Annotated in this window: 22 protein-coding genes; all 22 read left to right on the top strand. The window is 38.9% G+C overall.

Annotated elements, in window-relative coordinates:
• The first annotated feature begins 1 nt into the window (after position 1).
• The 22 genes from D8804_RS01830 (at position 2) to D8804_RS01720 (ending at position 21,056) form a co-directional block, all read left to right on the top strand.
• Positions 2-646 (top strand): hypothetical protein, encoded by a 645-nt coding sequence (locus tag D8804_RS01830; RefSeq protein ID WP_000781853.1) that lies wholly within the window; start codon positions 2-4, stop codon positions 644-646.
• Positions 643-915, top strand: a complete 273-nt coding sequence (locus D8804_RS01825) for a type III restriction endonuclease (protein ID WP_125398631.1) — start codon at positions 643-645, stop codon at positions 913-915. The genes D8804_RS01830 and D8804_RS01825 overlap by 4 nt, the downstream gene beginning before the upstream one ends.
• Positions 869-1,708: a hypothetical protein gene (locus tag D8804_RS01820; protein ID WP_125398630.1), complete on the top strand. Its 840-nt coding sequence runs from the start codon at positions 869-871 to the stop codon at positions 1,706-1,708. Before D8804_RS01825 ends, D8804_RS01820 begins: the two co-directional genes overlap by 47 nt.
• Before the next feature lie 12 nt (positions 1,709-1,720).
• A complete protein-coding gene (locus D8804_RS01815; RefSeq protein ID WP_125398629.1) occupies positions 1,721-2,239 on the top strand; it encodes a hypothetical protein in 519 nt (172 codons plus the stop codon).
• Positions 2,236-4,035: a VirD4-like conjugal transfer protein, CD1115 family gene (locus D8804_RS01810; RefSeq protein WP_125398628.1), complete on the top strand. Its 1,800-nt coding sequence runs from the start codon at positions 2,236-2,238 to the stop codon at positions 4,033-4,035. Before D8804_RS01815 ends, D8804_RS01810 begins: the two co-directional genes overlap by 4 nt.
• Positions 4,036-4,055: 20 nt before the next feature.
• A complete protein-coding gene (locus D8804_RS01805; protein ID WP_125398627.1) occupies positions 4,056-4,319 on the top strand; it encodes a hypothetical protein in 264 nt (87 codons plus the stop codon).
• Entirely contained in the window at positions 4,310-8,998 is a 4,689-nt protein-coding gene (locus D8804_RS01800; protein WP_125398626.1) for a PBECR4 domain-containing protein, read from the top strand. Before D8804_RS01805 ends, D8804_RS01800 begins: the two co-directional genes overlap by 10 nt.
• Before the next feature lie 70 nt (positions 8,999-9,068).
• Positions 9,069-9,485, top strand: a complete 417-nt coding sequence (locus D8804_RS01795) for a hypothetical protein (RefSeq protein ID WP_101776582.1) — start codon at positions 9,069-9,071, stop codon at positions 9,483-9,485.
• Between the two features lie 218 nt (positions 9,486-9,703).
• Entirely contained in the window at positions 9,704-10,096 is a 393-nt protein-coding gene (locus tag D8804_RS01790; protein WP_185774013.1) for a plasmid mobilization protein, read from the top strand.
• Complete coding sequence (locus tag D8804_RS01785; protein ID WP_125398625.1) at positions 10,090-11,724, top strand: relaxase/mobilization nuclease domain-containing protein; 1,635 nt, start codon at positions 10,090-10,092, stop codon at positions 11,722-11,724. The genes D8804_RS01790 and D8804_RS01785 overlap by 7 nt, the downstream gene beginning before the upstream one ends.
• Before the next feature lie 196 nt (positions 11,725-11,920).
• Positions 11,921-12,727, top strand: coding sequence for a ParA family protein (locus tag D8804_RS01780; RefSeq protein WP_125398624.1), 807 nt, complete (start codon positions 11,921-11,923; stop codon positions 12,725-12,727).
• A 52-nt stretch (positions 12,728-12,779) separates the two neighbouring features.
• Complete coding sequence (locus tag D8804_RS01775; protein ID WP_125398623.1) at positions 12,780-13,007, top strand: hypothetical protein; 228 nt, start codon at positions 12,780-12,782, stop codon at positions 13,005-13,007.
• Positions 13,008-13,140: 133 nt separating this feature from the next.
• Positions 13,141-14,433 carry an ISLre2 family transposase gene (locus tag D8804_RS01770; protein WP_125398622.1) on the top strand — a complete coding sequence of 431 codons (1,293 nt, stop codon included), beginning with the start codon at positions 13,141-13,143 and terminating at the stop codon, positions 14,431-14,433.
• 442 nt (positions 14,434-14,875) lie between these two features.
• Positions 14,876-15,064, top strand: coding sequence for a 50S ribosomal protein L28 (rpmB, locus tag D8804_RS01760; protein ID WP_001140948.1), 189 nt, complete (start codon positions 14,876-14,878; stop codon positions 15,062-15,064).
• 152 nt (positions 15,065-15,216) lie between these two features.
• A complete protein-coding gene (locus tag D8804_RS01755) occupies positions 15,217-15,582 on the top strand; it encodes an Asp23/Gls24 family envelope stress response protein (protein WP_000216441.1) in 366 nt (121 codons plus the stop codon).
• 2 nt (positions 15,583-15,584) lie between these two features.
• The gene (locus D8804_RS01750; protein ID WP_125398620.1) at positions 15,585-17,249 is read left to right on the top strand and encodes a DAK2 domain-containing protein; all 1,665 of its coding nucleotides are present in this window, start codon (positions 15,585-15,587) and stop codon (positions 17,247-17,249) included.
• 7 nt (positions 17,250-17,256) lie between these two features.
• Positions 17,257-17,826 carry an SP0191 family lipoprotein gene (locus D8804_RS01745; RefSeq protein ID WP_125398619.1) on the top strand — a complete coding sequence of 190 codons (570 nt, stop codon included), beginning with the start codon at positions 17,257-17,259 and terminating at the stop codon, positions 17,824-17,826.
• 121 nt (positions 17,827-17,947) lie between these two features.
• Positions 17,948-18,154 (top strand): hypothetical protein, encoded by a 207-nt coding sequence (locus D8804_RS01740; RefSeq protein ID WP_000390701.1) that lies wholly within the window; start codon positions 17,948-17,950, stop codon positions 18,152-18,154.
• On the top strand, positions 18,151-18,345 hold the full coding sequence (locus D8804_RS01735; protein ID WP_007520695.1) for a hypothetical protein: 195 nt from the start codon (positions 18,151-18,153) through the stop codon (positions 18,343-18,345). The genes D8804_RS01740 and D8804_RS01735 overlap by 4 nt, the downstream gene beginning before the upstream one ends.
• The gene (locus D8804_RS01730; protein ID WP_125398618.1) at positions 18,332-19,207 is read left to right on the top strand and encodes an ABC transporter ATP-binding protein; all 876 of its coding nucleotides are present in this window, start codon (positions 18,332-18,334) and stop codon (positions 19,205-19,207) included. Before D8804_RS01735 ends, D8804_RS01730 begins: the two co-directional genes overlap by 14 nt.
• Positions 19,208-19,219: 12 nt before the next feature.
• Positions 19,220-19,954 (top strand): ABC transporter permease, encoded by a 735-nt coding sequence (locus tag D8804_RS01725; RefSeq protein ID WP_125398617.1) that lies wholly within the window; start codon positions 19,220-19,222, stop codon positions 19,952-19,954.
• Positions 19,955-19,958: 4 nt separating this feature from the next.
• Positions 19,959-21,056 (top strand): sensor histidine kinase, encoded by a 1,098-nt coding sequence (locus D8804_RS01720; RefSeq protein ID WP_125398616.1) that lies wholly within the window; start codon positions 19,959-19,961, stop codon positions 21,054-21,056.

Here is a 21,056-nt window from a genome sequence, read left to right as displayed (position 1 = left end):
CATGAAAATGATAGATATGGAGAAATTGAAACTCCTGAAAATAGGAGGAATCCTTATAGGAGTTGTGCTAGTTCTAGGATTCGTATTCTGGATTGGAGCAGCAACCTCATCGCAAAAGAAAGCTAAACAGGAAGCTGAAACTACGCAACAAGAAACCAAAGCAGAGGGGAGCGAACTAACGCAAGAATATGTAAAGGAATTTTTGACAGCCTACTTCAATAAGCAAGATCTTGGAGAAAATAGAAATCGCTATTTGCCCTATATGACAGAAGCTGCTTACAATCAGGAAGTGAACTCTGAAGAAGAACCAACGGTACAAACCTATAAGGGCTATGTAGTGGATACACAGATGAAGTCTTCTACCATCTACATCGATCAAGAAAATAATGTTGTCCTAGCTCAAGTGAGATACACTCAGACACAGTTACAGAAGAAGTATGATTATACTAACGCCCAAACAAACGTAGGATCTTCAAGAACCATACGGATTCGCTTCAGCAAGCAAGATGGGAAATACCTGGTAAATCATATTGACCCCATTTTGATTGTGGACAGCTTGAACGCCAGCGAAAAGGCGAGTATTCCATCGTTAAACAAACCAATCACTAATCAAACACAAAGTACAGAAGGGAAAAAGGAACAATGACAAAATTAGAAACTTTGGAAAAACAAAAACAGAAAGCGGAAGACCGCTTAGCTGACTATATGACCAAAGCCAAGAAGGAAGAAGAGAAAGTGCAGCAGCTAGAAACTCAAATCATTCTGGCCAAACATGAGGAACTATCAACATACTTGGCCAAACATAATTTAACTTGGGCTGATATTGAAACAGCTCTTGCTGAAGGAAAATTGAAAGGGGTTGAAAAACATGTACCGTCTGACCAATCTGACACAAAACACAACCACAACGTATAAGAATCGGGACCTTGTGTATCAAGCCCTGGAGCGAGAAAATGCTAAGGTTAAACACCAGGAGGCAGAGGCTGTTTTATTAGTAGAAGAACTGGATAAAAAGAATGTAGTAATCTACCAAGAAGATATTTATTTGCCGTTTGAGGGGATCGCAGATAGCCTCTTCCTGAAGCCTGGTACGGTTAATCACCAGGAGGCTTCCGCAAAAGAAGCGAAAAAATCTCTCTTTAAGCGCCAGACTAAAACAACACGTCCACCGCAAACTCTTGAAGAAAAAGAGGAAGTTCCTTCCTTGAAGCAGGAAACACTCAAAACAAAAAACTCCTCCAAACCTTCTTTTTTGGTGTATCTGGGAAGAGTTTTGATGGTGTTTAGTCTAGTAGGAAGTCTGACACTTGCTGGCTTATCACTTACGCTAGTTTACCATCAAGAAACGCAGCTTTCAGCTGTATCCAAGGAACTTTCTGATTTAAAAACCATTCAGACAAAAACAGGGGAACTAGATGCCTTTTCACGTTACTTTTTACCAGCTTATTACTCTGATAAAGGGAAAATGGATGATTTTGTAGATCCTCAGTTAAGGCTAGACAGACAACCAGGCCAACTGCAGTCTGTGATTTTGGAATCTAGTTTGATGGTTGATGAAGCGACTTATCAGCTAACCTATGTAGTGGCCGTGAAAGACGGTGAGAGCAGAAGTCAGAAACGCTTGGTAGTTACTGTGAAGGAAGAACCTTCAACACCTTACGGATTCCAGGTTATTGCTAAGCCAGAACTATCCAATTATCCAAAATAAAGGAGGTCTTACATGGATCAGGAAAAAGTCAGTCATTCTCTGGCGTTAAAAGGGAAAGTTACCCTGGAGATGACGATACAAGCTCTGTATGCCCTCGCAAAAGCCCACTATGACAAGAAACAACATAAGGTGGCAAATCAAACTTTTGAAGGGGAGACCCGTTTTAATGACTTTATGGCCACAAAATCAAAAAAAGATGTTGAGAAGTTATTAAATAGTGAAGTTCACTTGGCTAAGTTGAAGCATTACCTGGAGGAGTATAAGGTAGGTTTTACTTATCATCAAAAAGATGGTGCAACCTATCTCTTCTTTGAAACAAAAAATCGTACCTTGGTAGAAAAAGCTCTCAAAGAGATGTTAGCAGACATCACAAAAAGCCCCCAAAAATTAGAGGAGTTTGCGAAAAAGGTACTGAAGAAACCACATGAAATGACTCCTGAAGATAAAATCAATTACTATAAGACAAATAAGGTCTATAAAGGAATGATGCCAGTTGTTACGAAGGAGATTGGGAAGGAGAAGACACGATGATTAGAAAACCTATATGGCCCTACCTGGTGGTGGGGTTATTTTCATTTGTTATTTTTCAGTCCTTTTACCATTACTACCAACTATCGACTGCAGCAGTACCTTTCATGGGAACGTTGCGATTTCGTTGGTTGCTAGAACACTGGGAACGCTTCTCCTTTGGTGTTTTCTTTGATTCAGGTTCCTTATATGCAGGGTTGATCGGATTCGGCCTTCCAATGCTTGTCTATGCTTCTATGGATAAGAATTTATATCGTCAGGGAGAAGAACAAGGTAGTGCTCGTTTTGCGACTTTGAAGGAAATGAGACGTTTTGAAGACGTTGATTTTGAGAAGAATATGATTTTTTCAAAACAAGTCAAAATGGGGCTATTTAACTTTCGCTTAGCTTACAATGTGCAACTCAACAAAAATGTGATTGTCATTGGTCTTCCAGGAGACGGTAAAACCTTTACTTTTGTATTGCCAAATTTAATGCAGATGAACTCAAACTTTGTGGTGACGGATCCTAAAGGAAACCTGGTTCACGAAGTTGGGAAGATGCTTGAGAAAGCTGGCTATGCTGTTAAAATCTTTGATTTGATTCGACTCAAGAATTCAGATCGGTTTAATCCTTTTCATTACATGAAGTCTGAGCTAGATATTGATCGTATCTCTGAAGCAATTACTGAGGGAACGAAGAATAGTGAGCATACTGGAGAAGACTTCTGGGTTAAAGCAGAGTTGATGCTTCAACGGGCATTGATTGGTTATCTCTATTTTGACTCTAAGGATCCTGAAACTGGAGTCCAGTTATATATGCCAAACCTGGGTCACGTTGCGGATCTATTAAGAAGTATATCTCGAGAGGACCCAGATGTACCAAGTCCTGTCGAGCAGATGTTTGAAGAACTGAACGAACATCAACCTAACAACTATGCTTATAAACAGTGGAAATTATTCCAAAACTTCACAGGTGAGACAAGAAACAGTGTGGTAGCGATTTTGTCTTCTCGCTATTCTATCTTTGATCATGAAGATGTACGAAACTTGATCAGTGAAGATACCATGGAAATGGATACCTGGAATACGAAAAAGACAGCTGTTTTTATTGCTATTCCTGAAACCAATAACGCCTTTAATTTTCTTTCCTCAATCTTGTTTGCGATTGGTTTTGAGGTTCTCACACATAAGGCTGATGATATCCTGCAAGGTAAAGTACCTGGCTACAGTAGAAAAAATCTTCGCCACATTCAGTTTATCTTCGACGAGTTTGCGCAAATTGGCCGTATACCAAACTTCGCCCAGGTTCTATCTTCTATTCGTAGCCGTGAGATGTCTATTAAGATTATCATTCAAGCTGTCAATCAGCTAGAATCACTATATAAAAGCGATTGGAAGACAATCTTTAATAACTGTGCTACTCACCTATTTTTAGGAACAAATGACAAGGATACGATGGAATACTATTCCACAAGGTCAGGTAAGCAGACTATACGCACTCGATCCACTTCAAAATCGCATAGTTATCGGAACGGATCCTCAAGTGAAAATAAACAAATTCAAGGTCGTCCACTTCTAACTCCAGATGAAGTTGCAAGAATTGGAGTAGAAGAAGGATTGGTCTTTATTTCTAAACAAAATGTCTTCAGAGATAAAAAAGCAAGTGTCTATGATCATCCTAGAAAGGCTGAGATTGCAAGTTCTCCTGAAGACAAAGAAAACTGGTACGAATACACTCGAAAAGGAACAGACATCGATGGCTTGCTTTTATATGCCAACGATTTGACACCGCAGCTAAAAGAATTATTCGTGGCCTAACATACAGAAAGGACAGTAGGATGGAAACACCTAAAACACAATTAGGATACCTGGAGAGTATCTCGCAGGTTCTAGCATTAAAGCTAGAGAATTTAGCCACAGAACGTTATGCTATTTGGCAGCTACTTAAACAGGCAGATGAGGAGACTTTTTATCAATTAGCTCCTCATCTTTTTGTGACAACGAATCAGGAAGATCCATTAGTTGTTAGTGAACTAGATACAACTCCTGAGGGTTATCTTTTATTCAAGGAATTGGTCGAGGAGGAAACAGGATGGTTTTAACAAAAGCACAGGCAAAATCGCTGGATATTTTAGAAGTAGCTCGTAGCCTTGGAATGGAGATGAAGCGAAAGTCGCATCGAGAGTATTATTGGGCTGAGCATGACTCATTTAAGATCGATACGGTCAAGAATACCTGGCATTGGTATTCTCAAAACCTCTTTGGTGATACTATCAATCTCGTGCAACAAATGCAAAATGTCAGCTATAAGGAAGCCATGGTATTCTTAGAGACAGGTTCCTTTCCTGAAGCAAAACCAGTAGAGGAAGAACGTAAACCTTTCAACTATACACTAGCACCTTACGAACAACCATTTGTGGAGGCGAGATCCTATCTCAAGGAGATTAGAGGTCTCTCTGATGATACAATCGACTTCTTCCTGGAGAAGGGAATATTAGCCCAAGCTAAACGTAAGGATAAAGATGGTGTTATAGAAGATGTCTTGGTTTTTAAATACTTGGATAGAAATCAGCAACTGGTAGGTGCGAGCCTCCAGGGACTTGTTCCTGATCAAGAACGTCATCCTGGCAAAGGATACTTGAAACAAATCATGTATCAATCAGAAGCTATCAGCGGATTAAACGTGTCTATAGGGTCTCCTAAACGTTTAATTGTAATGGAGGCACCCATTGACCTTATGAGCTATTATGAGCTTCATAAGGGCGAATTAAACGATGTTCGACTGGTTGCGATGGAAGGATTGAAAGAGGGAGTATTATCCCACTATGTTCTTGAAATATTACAGGAGCGAGGGGATATTCCTATGGATGAAAGGGATTATACCAAGTCTAGTGAGCTAGCACGTACCTCAAGATTCTTATCTGTTGCAGCGGAAACTTCTACACTTTTCCAAGATCACAAATACGATGATCTTATCACGCTGGCAGTTGATCGTGATAAAGCAGGTACAGACTTTATTACTAAACTACGGGAGAAAAAAATCCCAGTTGTCGATGCAAGACCACCACAACGTGAAGGTCAGGAAAAGACAGACTGGAATGAGATTCTGAAGCGGGAAAAACAACTGGAGAAGGCTGAGGAAATTCAACCATCAAGTCACTTTCCTGACACCAGCCACCTTTCTCCAGAAGATGCAACGTGGTTGAAAGAAAATTGGAATAATATTTCTTTTTCTGTTCAGTCAACTGGCCCCTCTGAAGCAAGTCCAGCTGTAGAAGAAAAAGAAAAGTCCCTTGATAATTATCAAGAGACTAACACTGGGGGCGAACTATTGAATCGCAATTCCAGTTCTTTAGGAGTAGAAACTCCAGGGACAGCACCGCAGCCCGTTGAGAAAAATTCTCAACCTGATTTTCCTGCCAATGTTCATCTTCATTTTACCATCGATGAGGATCGAATGTCAAATAAAACCTTCAGAAAAAACATGCGAGCGTTAAATTTATACGCAAATGCAATGAGGGACTCGGCTCAATGGTATCTAAAAGAAATGTCAGGGACAAGTATCCATTATGTTTATAAGAATCCGGAAGAAAAGCAATTCCAAATTCTAAATGTTAAATTTGACAAGAAAAATTGGATGCACTTAACTGGAGTAACACCTGTATATAATGAGTGGGTAGAACATTTGTCTGAGTCATTCGTTGAAGATATTGCAGCTGGAAAAGGGCATTTCAAAGATTTAAAATTTACGAATGGAATGTCGGATAAACTAAAAGTTTTGAACTTATTACCTGAGGTGATAGAGTCAGACTCCTTTGTGTTTAACGATCTTTCATCTGTAAAGAAATTTAATAATCTGGATCTTTCAAAAGCAATTAGACCTGAAGATACTGATTTGTTATTGTTATTCAAAGAAAAGGAATTTACTCATGTCCCTGCATCTTTAATGAGAGTGAAGGGGGATTTAAGTAAACAACTGGAAGATATAGATACTGGCACAATTCTCGGTGTCTATAGAGAAAGAGATGGCCAGATTGAACAGCTATCGATTAATGATGAATATGTTAAAGATGGTGGCGAGGAAATGCTATCCGTCTTGAGAAATAAGCAGTATGAAGAAGTTTCTAAAGAAATTGAACAATCTACTCCTGAGAACACACTGAATGGCCTACTACTTGATTCGGCTACGTTTACTCAAGTCCTAGATACTGTCTATAATTTAGGTGTGCCAGGTGATATCTCAAAAACCCCAGAAGAATTTCATCAAGCCTGGAATCAGTATCTTGACTATGCAAAACAGCACAATGATAAATTTGATCAGATTGTTGCTGCAGCTGGTGCAGATCATCTCCTAGATACAAATTCAGATTTTTATAAAGAATGGCAACAAGATCACATCTATAAGGAGAACTACCATGTACGTCTTCAATGGGCTGAGGAGCGACCAGATGGGCCTAAATTGCCATTTAAAGAAACCGAGCTGATATCTTATCAAGATTTCGCTAGGGAGCTATATAAGGCCAACCAGAGCTTTTATCAGTTACATCAGGAAGGGCTAAAACAAGTGACTGGTGGTCACCCAGAAGGCTACATCTCTCCAACAAAGGTCCAGTTTAGTATCTACGCTCCTGATGGTGAACTGATCCAGGATAGTATTCGTTACAATATTGGTGAGGAGATTAACCCAATCGCTCATAAAGAAAGACTTGGAACACGAGAAATGCGAGAGCATCCAGAGTTGATGAAGATAGATGGGGCAATATTCACTCAGTATCATCTGGAGAGATTGGCGAGTGAGTTAGATATTTCTCAGTTTAGTTACGCTTTGGAAGATACTCCTTACGCAGAACAACTTTTATCTCAAGTACCTTACGGAATGTTAGAAAATAGTCCGATTGGTTTTTCAGATAGTAGTCATGATAGTCGTCTAGGATTTATTTCTTTTGATGGAATGGATAGTGTTGAGGTTGAAAATCTATCTGCTTGGTTTGAGAAGTTGGGTGTCAAGGACTCACCTATGGAACAAGTAGCTCTTGTAGAAAAATGGCAAAAAGAGATTAAAGATTTATCAGAAAAAGTTGAACAAACCATCGAAAACATTCGAGATGAGTTTGAAAAAACACAAGAGGAAGAAATCAAACTAGAAGAACAAGTCCACAACAAGCAGGAGTTGAAACGTGATGCGGATGCTGACGGTGTTTCTGATGATGAGGAGTTGCTTCAGGGAACGAATCCGTATGATTTTAGATCGAAACCAGGTTCTAAACCAGAGGTCGAGGAGAGTCTACAAGCGGAAGAAGTGGTTTTAGCAGCTGGTAGTCTTGCAGTCGCAGATTTGACTCAAAATACAGATATAGGACTATACATTCGATTTAATTGGAGTGAAAACAAGGCTATTCGAGATAGGTTTGAAGAAGATGAACTAATACCATACGAAGAATTTATAGAAACTCTATATTTTGAAAATGAGCGTTTAAGACCTGAAGGAAATGGATATTATAAAACCAGTTTTGATATTGAAAATGAAAAAGGAGAAAGTTATACATTCGGTATAAGATACGATATAGGATCTGAACTATACCCGCTTTCTGAGATGATGGATGAAAGATTCTCAGAAGAATATATAGAATATGCTAGTAAATTAGATAAAAAAGCTTTAGAAAAGGTTCAATCTGAATTAGATGAAACTAAGAATAATCGGAAAGAAATAATAGATGCCGACGAGGAGCTAAAAGCGGAAGAAGTTGTTTTAGCAACTAGCAGTCTTGCAGTCGCAGATTTTATTCAAAATAAAGATATGGCAGGATTAAGCCGTCATCTTAAAGAAGGAATTAAGGACTTCCTGGACTCAGATAAGTACAAAGACTATCTAACGAAAATGAGTCAACTAAATAATTATTCTAATCGCAACTTACGCTTAATTCTTGCACAAAATCCTGAAGCAAGGCAAGTAGCTTCTTTCAAACAGTGGAAAGAAAACTTTGGCCGTCATGTAAAAAAGGGCGAGAAGGCTTTACGTATTTTTAAACCTATGACGAAGATCAAAAAGGATGAGAATAACCAACCAATATTGGATAAAAACGGGAAACCAGAAACAGTTACATTCTTTGGTTTAGTACCAGTTTTTGATGTTAGTCAGACAGAAGGAAAGGAGATGCCAAAAGCTGCAGAAGTTAAAGAACAGCTGACTGATTTGGACTATGCAAATCTTTACCGTGCCCTGATGGCTATTGCGAAAGAAAATGATGTATCAGTTCGATTTGAAGAGATGGAAAATAATAAGCACGGATATTATTCTGTCCCAGAAAATCAAATTGTTTTGCGTAGTAATGAGATGAACAAGGCCCAAATTATTAAAACTTTCTTACATGAGATGGCTCATGCAGAGTTGCATCATGCAGATAATCCTCAAAAAGAAAATCTAACTAGAAGCACTGCTGAACTCCAGGCTGAAAGTGTCGCTTATGTTGTTTCTTCATACTATGGTATTGATACGTCAGAGTACTCTTTTAACTATCTATCTGGATGGTCTGCTGAGAAGGAAACACTTGCTGATTTAGAAGCACAGTTGGATATTGTCCAACAAGAAGCTAAAAGTTTAATGGTTCGGATGGATCAAGCATTGGAACAATTAAGATTGAGTCAGGAGAAACAAACGAAGCGTAGTTTTGAACAAAAACTGGAGAAGTTTAAAGATCAGAGCAAGCAGGCTGTCGAAGATTACAAGCAGGAGTTGAAAGCAGATGCACAATCAAAAAAAGAGAAGGGTTTCTCGAAATGACCGAACGGGACACCCCAAATAAACCCAAGGTCAAATTAAAAACAAATCATCATCAAGGAGGACAACACTCATGACTAATGAACAAGAAGAACAACTGATTATCATCCTTTCAGACTTTATTCCAATCATGGATGGAGACAGAGTTCAAGGAGTATCGCCAAACGCTAAAGACTTGACTCGCCAAAAAGTTCTGGAGCAACTAGAGGAAGAACAGTCTCAACTTCCTGAAGGAGATCCTGCTCTTTTGGAGTGGGAAGAAGAAAATATTGAGCTACTCAAGATGATTACAGATGAAGAATTTCAAGCTGTACTCACTGAAAAAATCTTACTGACAGAAATACAGATTGGGCAGTCGATTTTCCAGCCTCTAACTGATCAACAACTTTCTGTCCTAGCTGAAAAGTTACAAGGTCAGAAAGAAAAAAGTGTAGAAAATAGTGATAAACAATCATCTATTTTCAAAAACATCTTCAGTTGGTTACGATAAATTGTTAGAAGTTGTACTCCAAAAGATATAAGAAAGGGGCTTGGGGATTTCCCCAAAACTGAGAAAATCAAGAAGGAAAACTACAGGGTTCTCCTTCTCTGATTTTTTTAAATTTCGCAAATGGATATCCATTTGCTAAGCTTGCCGGAAGGAAGTCAGGGGCGGATGCCTGGTCAGAAAATGCCAGAGACTTTGAGAGAAAGAGGATAAAAAAAATAATGCAGAAACGAGAAAATAGAAAACGCTATATACAAAAATTGATACGACTAACACCAGAGGAAGATCGTCAAATTAAAACAGCGATGGCCCAAATGGGAGTTCCATCTTTTCAATACTATGCGAAGAATCAATTGGTGCAAGGGAAGGTGGTGCAAATTGATTTTTCTGAATTGAAAGACCTTCGAGTTGCCATCAATCGAGTTGGGACGAACATTAACCAAATTGCCAAGCACGCTAACGAAAATCAAGGGGTTAGGCCAGAGGAAGTAGCACAAGTTATTGACTATCTATCTGAGTTGAAAGAGATGGTAGCTGCCAAACTTTCTAGCGCAGAAAAACAGAGTCTACAGGAACGGAAACGAACGGTAAGGAGTGATATAGAAGAATGGTAGTAATTAAATCTCCAACTCAAATTAAAACACCAGCTAATCTGAAGAGAGCTGTTAATTATATTCTGAATGAAGCGAAAACTCTTGTATCAGGAACTGCAGAAAGTGATCTTGATTTTCCTCTTGTCTATCATGATGGTGAGCTTCAAATGAAGCTAGTATCTGGCAATGGGATCTCTGATTTTAGCGTAGCAGATGAAGAAATGGTCATGACAAAATTGGCTGCAGCCTTTAAAAAAGGAGATGACGACTTGAAAGAATTATCTTCAGGAAAACAAGTATTGGCTCATCACATTATCCAGTCTTTTTCTCCAGATGATAACTTGGCTCCTGAGCAAGTTCATGAAATTGGCCGCCAAACGATGTTAGAATTGACAGGTGGAAATTATGAGTTTGTGATTGCAACACACACGGATAAAGATCATCTTCATAATCACATCATACTCAATACCACCAATACCTCAACGCTCAAGAAATTTCGTTGGGAAAAGAAAACATTGAAAAATCTGAGAGCCATTTCGGACAAACATGCGGCACGATATGGCGCTAAAATTATTGAGCCTACTATGAAAAATTCTTATACAAAGTATTCTGCTTGGCGGCGACAAAATAATTATCGGTTTGAAATTAAGGAACGTCTTGATTTTCTTCTGAAGCACTCTCTTTCGTTAGAAGATTTTAAACATAAAGCAGCTGCGCTTGATCTTCAGATTGATTTCTCTGGTAAATTTGTGAAGTATAAATTACTTGATCAGCCTCAACAAAGAAATGTCCGAGATGATACATTATCGAAGAAAGGACTCTATTCTCTTGAAAAAATAAAAGAGAGAATTTCTAAGAATCAGTTAGTTTTTGATGTGGAGGAATTGAAAGAACAATATCAAGAATCAAAAGAAAAAACGGCAGATGATTTTGAATTGAAATTGGAAGTGGAATCTTGGCAGGTCGAGCAAGAAAGCAAGCAAGGCATTTACGTGCAGATGGATATGGGAGTTTTAAATAGTGGTACAATTTTAATACCTTCTCATAAAGTTGATAAAAATGAGGATGGAAATTATACCATCTATATTAAAGAGAAAGACTATTTTTATTTTCTCAATCCTGATCAATCTCAAAAAAATAGGTACATGATGGGCTTGACTGTCGCAAGGCAATTGGCCAAACAAAATGGAGAAACACTTGTAACTAAAAACGCTCAAATTTCCTCTATGCGTGAACTGATTAAGGAATATAATTTCTTAGTCGAGCACGGCGTGACAGATGGAACACAATTTCAACATTTGGAGGAGCGCTTTAATGAAAAGATAGAGGCTACCCAGGAGGAATTAAGACAGCTAGATGACCGACTTGGACGTTATCATAAAATTGAAGGAGCACTTTTAGCCATCCAGCAATCTCCAGAAAATAGTCTTGCGGCGGTACAACTATTGGATGATTTAGGAGTTCCAAAAGATATGGGACTGGAAGATGTCAGTCAACTGATCAAACAATTCCAAATTGAAAAAGGAGCCTTACAAGAGTTCTTTGACGATACTCTAAAACATTACACAGATTATAGAGATGTTAAGGAGCACGTGCGTAGTCGAGAAGAGAAAGTTGACCGACGTTTTGAAGATGGAAAAACCTTGTAGAAGTTTCTGATGTTTTCAATCTAGTCTTGATTTCAGTACAGAGAGAACAGTTGTCTTTATATCTGGAGAGATAACCTTTTCTAGGAATCGCTGGCGAAAGGGGAAGAGAAACTTCATTGTAAATATAATTATAAACATATTGACAAATATAATTATAATGGTATAATAGAAGTATAGAAAAACAGGAGGATATCAAATGAAGATTATCACATTTGCTGCCATTAAAGGCGGTGTTGGAAAAACAACTTTGACATTTAATTATGGAGAATGGTTAGCTAAGAAAGGTCATAAGGTTCTCTTTATAGATTTAGACCATCAGTGTAATTTGACTCAGTGTTACAATATCTATGAGAGCAAGAATACAATTGCCAATGCTTTTAAAGGTGGCGATGTGGATATTAAGCAAGTCAAGGAAAATATCAGTCTAATTCCAGGTTCAGTTCAGCTTGACACGGTGGAACGAGATCTGGAGAACAGCGATAAGAAAAATATGTTACTTTATCTTTGGCTAGAGGATAACTACGAAAAGAAAAAGTTGGATCAATTTGACTACATCTTGATTGATTGTAGACCAGACTTTGCGACAGCTACTAAAAATGCTGTTGCAGTCAGTCACGCAATCATTAGTCCTTTGACTCCTTCAGAGTTTGGTTATAATGCCAAATTCAATCTATCAACTCGGTTAGAAGCATTCAGAAAGGATGTAATTGACTATCGTACAAGAGAATCATACATTACTGCTGAGTTATATTTCTTAGCAAATATGATCCGACCAAACTATGGGTCATCAAGAGAGTTACTGGAGGCCCTGGGACTTGAAGCTAAAGAAAAGGGAACAGATAACCTTCTAGGAATTGTACCAGCAAAAGAGCTATTCAATCATTCCACAATCGATAAAATCTCTATTGCAGATATGGAGAAGAATCCTGAGCTTTATCAAAAACACAAAAAGTTTTTCGCTGAGCTGGAGCAGACTTTTTCAAAAATTTATGATACAATATAACTATATTTATAAACACAAATACAATTATAAATATAATTAGAAGGAGGTCGTTATGGCATTCACACCAAAAGAAAAAGAGATTTCGCAGATTATTGAAGCAACTCATCAACCTGAGCAACTTTCAGATGTAGCTAGCTTTGAAAGTTTTGAACGTAAGAAACAATTTCAGTTTACTTTGAAACCAAGCAATCGGAAAAAATTAGATAAAATTGCTAAAGCAGCTGGTGCAAAGTCTGCATCAGATTACCTTGATAAGCTAATCGAAAGTTTATCGATATAAATATAATTATACTTATAATTGTATTTATAATTAAATAACCTTCCCAATAAGGGAAGGCTTTTATTTTTGAAAGGGTCTTGTAGAAAGTTTGTGATGTTTTCAATCTAGTCATGATTTCAGTAAAATAAAGAGTATGTTTAGATTTGATGAAAAAGAATTTGTCGCAGAACTAGATCGCAAACGTGAGCAGCAATTCCTGAAGCAAGTAAGAGATTACGACGAGCAGATAGCTTCTTCCATGAGATTGAGGGGATATAAGCGGATAGATAGTACAGAGAGGACCGTTGTCTTTACATTTGGAGAGGTGACCTTTTCTAGAAATCGCTGGCGAAAGGGAAAGAAAAGCTGTTATCCCGTAGATGAGTGGCTAGGTCTAGAAAAGTATATGCGTTATTCTCCTGAGTTGATTTTTCACATGGCAAAACACGCTTCCGTTTTATCTTACCGTGAAGTTTGTCGAACAGTTAAGATGGCTTATCGCTTGGAGATAACAAAGGATGCTGTGTTGAAGTCTGTAAAAATGGCAGGCAGGCTCTTTTCGGAGAGGGAGCGTTATCGGCTTTTTAAAGGTGATGAGCAACCGAGAAAAATCCAGGCAGATAAAATCTACCTGGAGGGAGATGGTGTGCTCGTCAAGACAACATCAAGCAATGATGAACGACACAATACAGACTTAGCACATTTTCTGATTCATACTGGAGCGAAGAAGGTTGGTAATAATCGGTATGTACTGGAGAATAAGCATGAGATTATCCATACAAGCCATGAACAAGCAAAGGAAGAATTGATCGACTATCTCTACAATCATTTTGAAATCACTGACCGAACTCTTCTTATCACTAACTCTGACAATGGTAAAGGCTATTCTCGCAGAATATTTCAAGAAATCAAGAAAGCTCTACGGATTAAACGTCATGAGCATTTCTGGGATGCCTATCATGTCAATGAAGAACTTAAAAGATTCCTGAAGCCGTACCCATCTACACTACTTGATCTTGCTTTTAAGGCCATCAAAAATCATCAGAAGAGCCTGCTTCAGACCGTACTAGATACAGTTGAATCTCTCATAGAAAGTCAGGAAGCTCTTGATAATTTTTACAATTTTCGTAAGAAATTATTAAGAAATTTTTGTGACACTAGACCACCTAAACTTAGAGGATTGTCCTCACGGGGAATCGGGGTAATGGAGAGTCAGCACCGAAAGGTCACTTACCGCATGAAACATCGAGGGATGTATTGGTCCATCGAAGGGGCTTGTACCATGTCCAGGATGATTCTTATTGAACGAATTGATCAGCTATACGAGCTGTTTTTTGGAGCTTGGAGACAAGAGTATGAAGAATTTAGGGTAACGGGACTAGGTGCAGGATTTCGTATTAACCATAGGCCACACGGAGCCGTTATCAGAAAAAGAGGACATAAATGATGTAAAAAGGCAGACAAAAGCCTCTAAAAAAAGAGAATTTTTAGAGGTGTTTTTGTCATGTTTTTATGCAAAACAGTTGCTTTTTTGTCTAATGTGTGTTACAATAATAAAGTAAATAAAAACGAAAAAGGTGTAGAAGCAACAACTCCTACACCACCGATTAAGACAAACACACACTTTGCTTAATCAGTCAAACAATATTGTAGCATAAAAAGTGCAATATAGTCAAGGGCTGGGGTAAAGTGAGGAACTTTTTCCAGTTTTTTTTGTCTGAAAAATCTCGCTTTATTATTGAGTTATAAGGATATTTGATTGTTCCCAAAAATTTAGACACAAACAAAATATTTTAATTCTCTTGATAAATTCAAGAAAGTGTGATAACATAGTACGGTATGTGGTGCTAGCACATCCGCTATATTAGATCTAATAGGAGGAAAACATAATGGCTAAAGTATGTTACTTTACAGGTCGTAAGACTGTATCAGGAAACAACCGTTCACACGCGATGAACCAAACAAAACGTGCCGTGAAACCAAACCTTCAAAAAGTTACTGTTCTTATCGATGGTAAACCTAAAAAAGTTTGGGCTTCAGCTCGTGCTTTGAAATCAGGTAAAGTTGAACGCGTTTAATAAAAATGAAAAGACCTAACTGGTCTTTTTCTTTTGCTCTAGAGATAAAACCATTTGAAAAATAGAGTAAATATCTACCAATACAGTATTCTGCTTTTACACTTGGAATGAAATATGATAAAATAGAGTATCAACTAGTTGAGGTAAAAAAAATGACTGTAAAAATTAATACAAAAGATGGTCAAATCGAACTAACAGATGAAGTGATTGCAACCGTTGTAGGTGGTGCAGCAACTGAGATTTTTGGTGTGGTCGGTATGGCTAGCAAAAATACCCTCAAAGATAATTTCCAAGCCCTTCTTGGTAAGGAAAATTATGCAAAAGGTGTTGTCGTGAAGGCCGCCGAAGATGGCAGTATTGCAGTTGATGTTTATACCGTGTTGAGCTACGGAACAAAGATTAGTGAAGTCTCAAAAAACATCCAAGAGCGTGTTCGTTTTAGTTTGGAAAACCAACTAGGAATTACTGCTCAGACTGTGAATGTCTACATTCAAAATATCAAAGTTGTAGGAGAATAATCGTGTCAAAAATTACTACCAGCTTATTTCAAGAAATGGTGCAGGCTGCATCAACTCGTTTGAATAAGCAAGCTGAATATGTCAATTCATTAAATGTCTTTCCAGTTCCAGATGGAGATACTGGGACAAACATGGGGATGACCATCGAGAATGGTGCCAAAGAAGTAGCAGACAAGCCAGCTTCTACAGTCGGAGAAGCGGCGAGCATTCTTGCTAAGGGGCTCTTGATGGGTGCGCGTGGAAACTCAGGAGTTATCACGTCTCAACTTTTCCGTGGCTTCTCCCAAGCTATCAAAGATAAAGACGAGTTAACAGGTCAAGACTTGGCCCTTGCTTTCCAATCTGGTGTCGAAGTAGCTTACAAGGCAGTTATGAAACCAGTCGAAGGAACTATTTTGACAGTTTCTCGTGGAGCGGCTATCGGTGCCAAGAAAAAAGCTGAGCAAACAGATGATGCCGTTGAAGTCATGCGTGCGGCCTTGGAAGGTGCTAAGAGAGCTCTGGCTAAGACTCCTGATATGCTCCCAGTCTTGAAAGAGGTTGGTGTCGTGGACTCTGGTGGTCAAGGTTTGGTCTTCATCTATGAAGGTTTCCTTTCAGCCCTCACTGGTGAATACAGTGCTTCAGAAGACTTTGTAGCAACTCCTGCCAACATGGGTGAAATGATCAATGCTGAACACCATAAGTCAGTAGCTGGGCATGTTGCAACAGAAGATATCACTTTTGGTTACTGTACGGAGATTATGGTTGCCCTTAAGCAAGGTCCAACTTATGCCAAAGATTTTGACTATGATGAATTCCGCAACTACTTGAATGAGCTAGGGGATTCTCTTCTTGTTGTCAACGATGATGAGATTGTCAAAGTTCACGTCCATACAGAAGATCCAGGTCTTGTTATGCAAGAGGGTCTTAAATATGGTAGCTTGGTCAAGGTCAAAGTAGATAACATGCGTAACCAACACGAAGCTCAAGTAGAAAAAGAGGCTCAAGTCAGCAAGCCAGCTGAAGAAAAGGAATATGCCCTTATCGCAGTAGTAGCAGGTCAAGGCTTGGCAGATATCTTCCGTGCCCAAGGTGTGGACTATGTCATCGAAGGTGGACAAACCATGAACCCTTCGACAGAAGACTTTATCAAGGCTGTTGAGCAAGTCAATGCTCGCAACATCATCTTCTTGCCGAACAACAAAAATATCTTCATGGCAGCCCAATCTGCAGCAGAGGTATTGGATCAACCAGCTGTTGTGGTAGAAACTCGTACCCTTCCTCAAGGATTGACTAGTCTTCTTGCCTTTGATCCAAGCAAGTCTATCGAAGAAAATAAAGAACGTATGACTGCAGCTCTTGCTGATGTAGTTAGCGGTAGTGTAACAACAGCTGTTCGTGACACGACAATCGATGGTTTGGAAATTCACGAAAATGACAATCTTGGTATGGTAGATGGTAAGATCCTCGTATCAAATCCTGATATGCACCAAACCTTGACTGAAACCTTGAAGCACATGCTAGACGAAGATAGTGAAATAGTGACCTTCTATGTCGGTGAAGATGGAAGTGAAGAACTTGCCAATGAAATTGCTCAAGAAATCGCAGAAGAATTTGAAGATGTTGAAGTAGAGATTCACCAAGGTCAACAACCTGTATATCCATATCTTTTTAGTGTGGAGTAGGAGATTTATGAAGAAAGTTTTAGGGTTGATTTTTGCAGCGTTACTTGCTCTTGCTGGCTGTGGTCAAACCAACACCGCAACAACAGAGTCAAGTAGTACAGCAAGTTCGGTTGATTCATCTAGTCAGTCCAGTCAGGTAAAAGAAGAAATCAAGGAAACAACCAAAGTCTTTGTAGGAAAAGTCGCAGATACCGACGCTCGTATAACGGTTGTTTACACAGATGTTGTCAAACAATTTACGATGGAACTGATGGGTGATTTTGGAAATGAAATCCCTGCCGAAGTGAGTGCAGAGGAATTGCAAGCTCTTCTGCGTGGGGAAATGGCTACTAGTCCAGAATATTTAGAAATTAAAGATGAGCCAGGGGTTTCTATGGACTATTTTGTCACAGAAGACAAAAACTGGAAAGCGATACTTAGTCTTGATTTTGAAAAGGCAAATGTAGATAAGATTAAAAATACTTATTATTTTAAGGATCTTCTGGAGAATGTAGAAGATTTTAAAAAACCTAATATTTTCATCGCTGGATTAAAAGTTGAAGGTTTCAAAGAAGAGAGTACGACCTCTGCTGTATAAAAATATCGTTGAATAAGAAAGTTGATTTTTCAACTTTCTTTTTTTATGACATTTGTCATATTTCCTAGTGACAGAAGCATCTAGCTCCGCTAACTTCAAAGGACTATAATTGAAGTATGAAATGGAGGAAGAAGAAATGAAAAATAAAATGATTGTCGCAGTGAGTTTAGTAGCAGCAGGAGTTATGACCTATCTCATGTTTTCAGGATTGGACGAGGGTTTCTACCATTTTCCTTGGGAGCTATTTGCTGGCTTTGGAATGATGTCTTGGCTTGTCAGAGAAGGTTTGAAATTGGTCAGAGATGTGAAAAAGGAGTTTGAGGAATGAAAAAAGCAATCATCTATTTCTTTATCGGCCTGTCACTCTTGGTATGGTTAGTGGAAATGTTTACTGGTTGGTTTGACCAAACCTTGTTTCGCCAATTCATTCGTGGTGCTTGGGGTTTTGGATTTATGATTTTCGTCGTTTTCCCTATGGGAATGAAGTGGTTGAAAGGAGAATCTCATGACTGTGATTAAAGTTGAGAAATTAAGTAAGAAGATAAAAGACAAGGAGATCTTGCGGAACATCTCCTTTGAAATCAACGATGGTGAATGTGTCGCTTTGATCGGGCCTAACGGAGCAGGGAAGACAACCTTGATTGATTGCCTCTTGGGCGACAAGTTCATGAGCTCAGGTCAGATAGCTATTCATGGCTTTGCGCCAACAGATCCTCGATTGAAGCAGCTTATTTCTATCTTGCCTCAAGAAAATACGGTGGTTCAAGACTTGAAAGTGAAAGAACTCTTATCCTTCTTTCAATCAATCTATCCAAACAGTCTCTCCAATCAAGAAATTGATGACTTGCTGAGGTTTTCGGACAAACAGAAAAATCAGCTAGCGGGCAAACTATCTGGTGGGCAAAAACGTTTGTTCTCTTTCGTGTTGGCACTAATAGGTCGTCCGAAAATTCTATTTTTAGACGAACCAACTGCTGCCATGGATACCTCGACACGTCAGCATTTTTGGGAAATTGTCAATCAGTTAAAGAAAAATGGTGTGACCATTGTTTATTCTTCTCACTATATCGAAGAGGTGGAGCATACGGCCGATCGCATCTTGGTCCTCCACAAGGGTGAATTGATCCGTGATACGACACCTTATGCCATGCGTGGTGAAGAACGAGAAAAACACTTTACGATACCTCTAACTTATCAGGATTTTGTCAGCTCTCTGACTATGGTTCAAGGGCTTGAAATCAAGCAAAATGCTCTTTCCTTCACCACCAAAGAAGCCAGCCAGGTATGGAAAGTTTTGCAAGAACAGGGCTGCACGATCGAAGAAATTGAAGTTCGCAATCGAACTCTTTTGGACAGTATCTTCGAAACGACTCAAGACTAAAGGAGATTGACGATGAAAAATATGACAAGTCTCATGAAAGTAGAAATCATTCTGATGAAACGGCAAGCCATCTACTACTTGCTATCCATCGGACTTCCAAGTGTATTTTACCTTATTTTCTCTGGTATGATGTCAGGATCAGACATTCCAGAAATCGCTCTTCAAGCCTATCTCTTTGCCATGACGCTCTTTAGTATCATGTCAAGTGCTTTTTTCAGTATCCCAAGCACACTCGAGTCTGATAAGACAAACAACTGGCAAAAATTGATTCAACATTCTCCTGTATCTATGGTAGAATATTATGTATCAAAACTGTTCAGCACTCTGCTAACTTTCTTGTTATCAATTATAGTTGTCTTCTCAGTTGGTCATTTTGTCCGTGGAGTTACGCTACCTTGGCTTGACTGGTTGGTAATCGGTGCTATTTTGCTGGTCGGAAGCGTGGTCTTTATCAGCATGGGGGTATTGGTGAGCTTGCTTCCCAGTGCTCAACTGATGACGGTGATTGGAAATATTGCCTATATCGCTTTGGCTGTCCTAGGTGGACTGTGGTTCCCCTTGAATTCCTTCCCAGAATGGCTCCAATCTATTGGGAAACTGACCCCAACCTATCAACTGATGCAGGTCGTCTCTACTTATTTGGAACACCATGAATTTAATATTCTTTCTGCCTTGGTTGTGCTAGGCTATACAGTTTTCTTTGGTGTGCTGGTAATTCAGCTGAAAAAACGGATTGAGGTAAAATAAATCTATGTTGGAAAAATTTAAAAACATTCATTATATGTTTCATATTTCAATTGTGTTTATCATCTTTCCTATAGCGGGTGTCATCGTTGGAGATTACCCGCTTTTAACCTTGCTATGGACCCTACTATTTGTCCTAGCTTTCTACTCGGTTTTAGTCAGCCAAAATCGCACTGTGCTGTGGATGGCTTGGTGGATCATGCTTGCCTACATTTTTTATACATCGGTTTGGCTGAGTTCGGGTTTCACCTGGTTTATCTTCTATTTATCCAATCTCCTTATTTATGAGCTGGATGAGATTTCTTTTCACTCTTGGCGTTTTGTCAGTTTTGTTGTCTTGCAACCGTTCATTCTGACCGGAATCTATATGGTCAATCATGTTAGTCCCTGGGACCTCCTCTTTTTCTTGGTGACCTTTATCTTTTCCGATGCACTGACCTTTGGTCTTTATCGAATTCGAGTGTCGGAGGAAATAAAAGAAGAAAAGATGAAACAAAATGCTAAGCTTAATCTTTTCTTGGCAGAAAATGAACGCAATCGTATCGGTCAGGATCTCCATGATAGTCTAGGTCATACCTTTGCTATGTTGAGTGTGAAGACGGACCTTGCCCTCCAACTTCTTCAAATGCAGGCCTATCCTCAAGTGGAAAAAGAATTAAAAGAAATTCATCAGATCAGTAAAGAATCCATGAATGAAGTTCGAACCATTGTGGAAAATCTTAAGTCTAGAACTTTGACATCAGAACTAGAGACTGTGAAAAAGATGTTAGAAATTGCTGGAATTGAGGTGGAAATAGCTAATCAACTAGATACTGCTAGTTTAACTCAGGAATTGGAGTCAACAGCTTCCATGATTTTGCTTGAGTTAGTGACCAATATCATCAAACACGCCAAAGCGTCTAAAGCCTACTTAAAATTAGAACGGACAGAGAAAGAACTCATTCTAACAGTGAGAGATGATGGCTGTGGCTTTTCTTCTATAAAGGGGAACGAACTTCATACAGTCAGAGATCGTGTCCTTCCATTTTCGGGAGATGTAAAGGTGATCAGTCAGAAGTGTCCAACAGAAGTGCAAGTACGACTACCTTATAAGGAGAGAAACTAA

This window comes from Streptococcus oralis (assembly GCF_003944215.1).
Lineage (GTDB): Bacteria > Bacillota > Bacilli > Lactobacillales > Streptococcaceae > Streptococcus > Streptococcus oralis_BI.
Note: the sequence above shows the minus strand (reverse complement) of the source record. Positions and strands in the feature narration are given on the sequence as shown.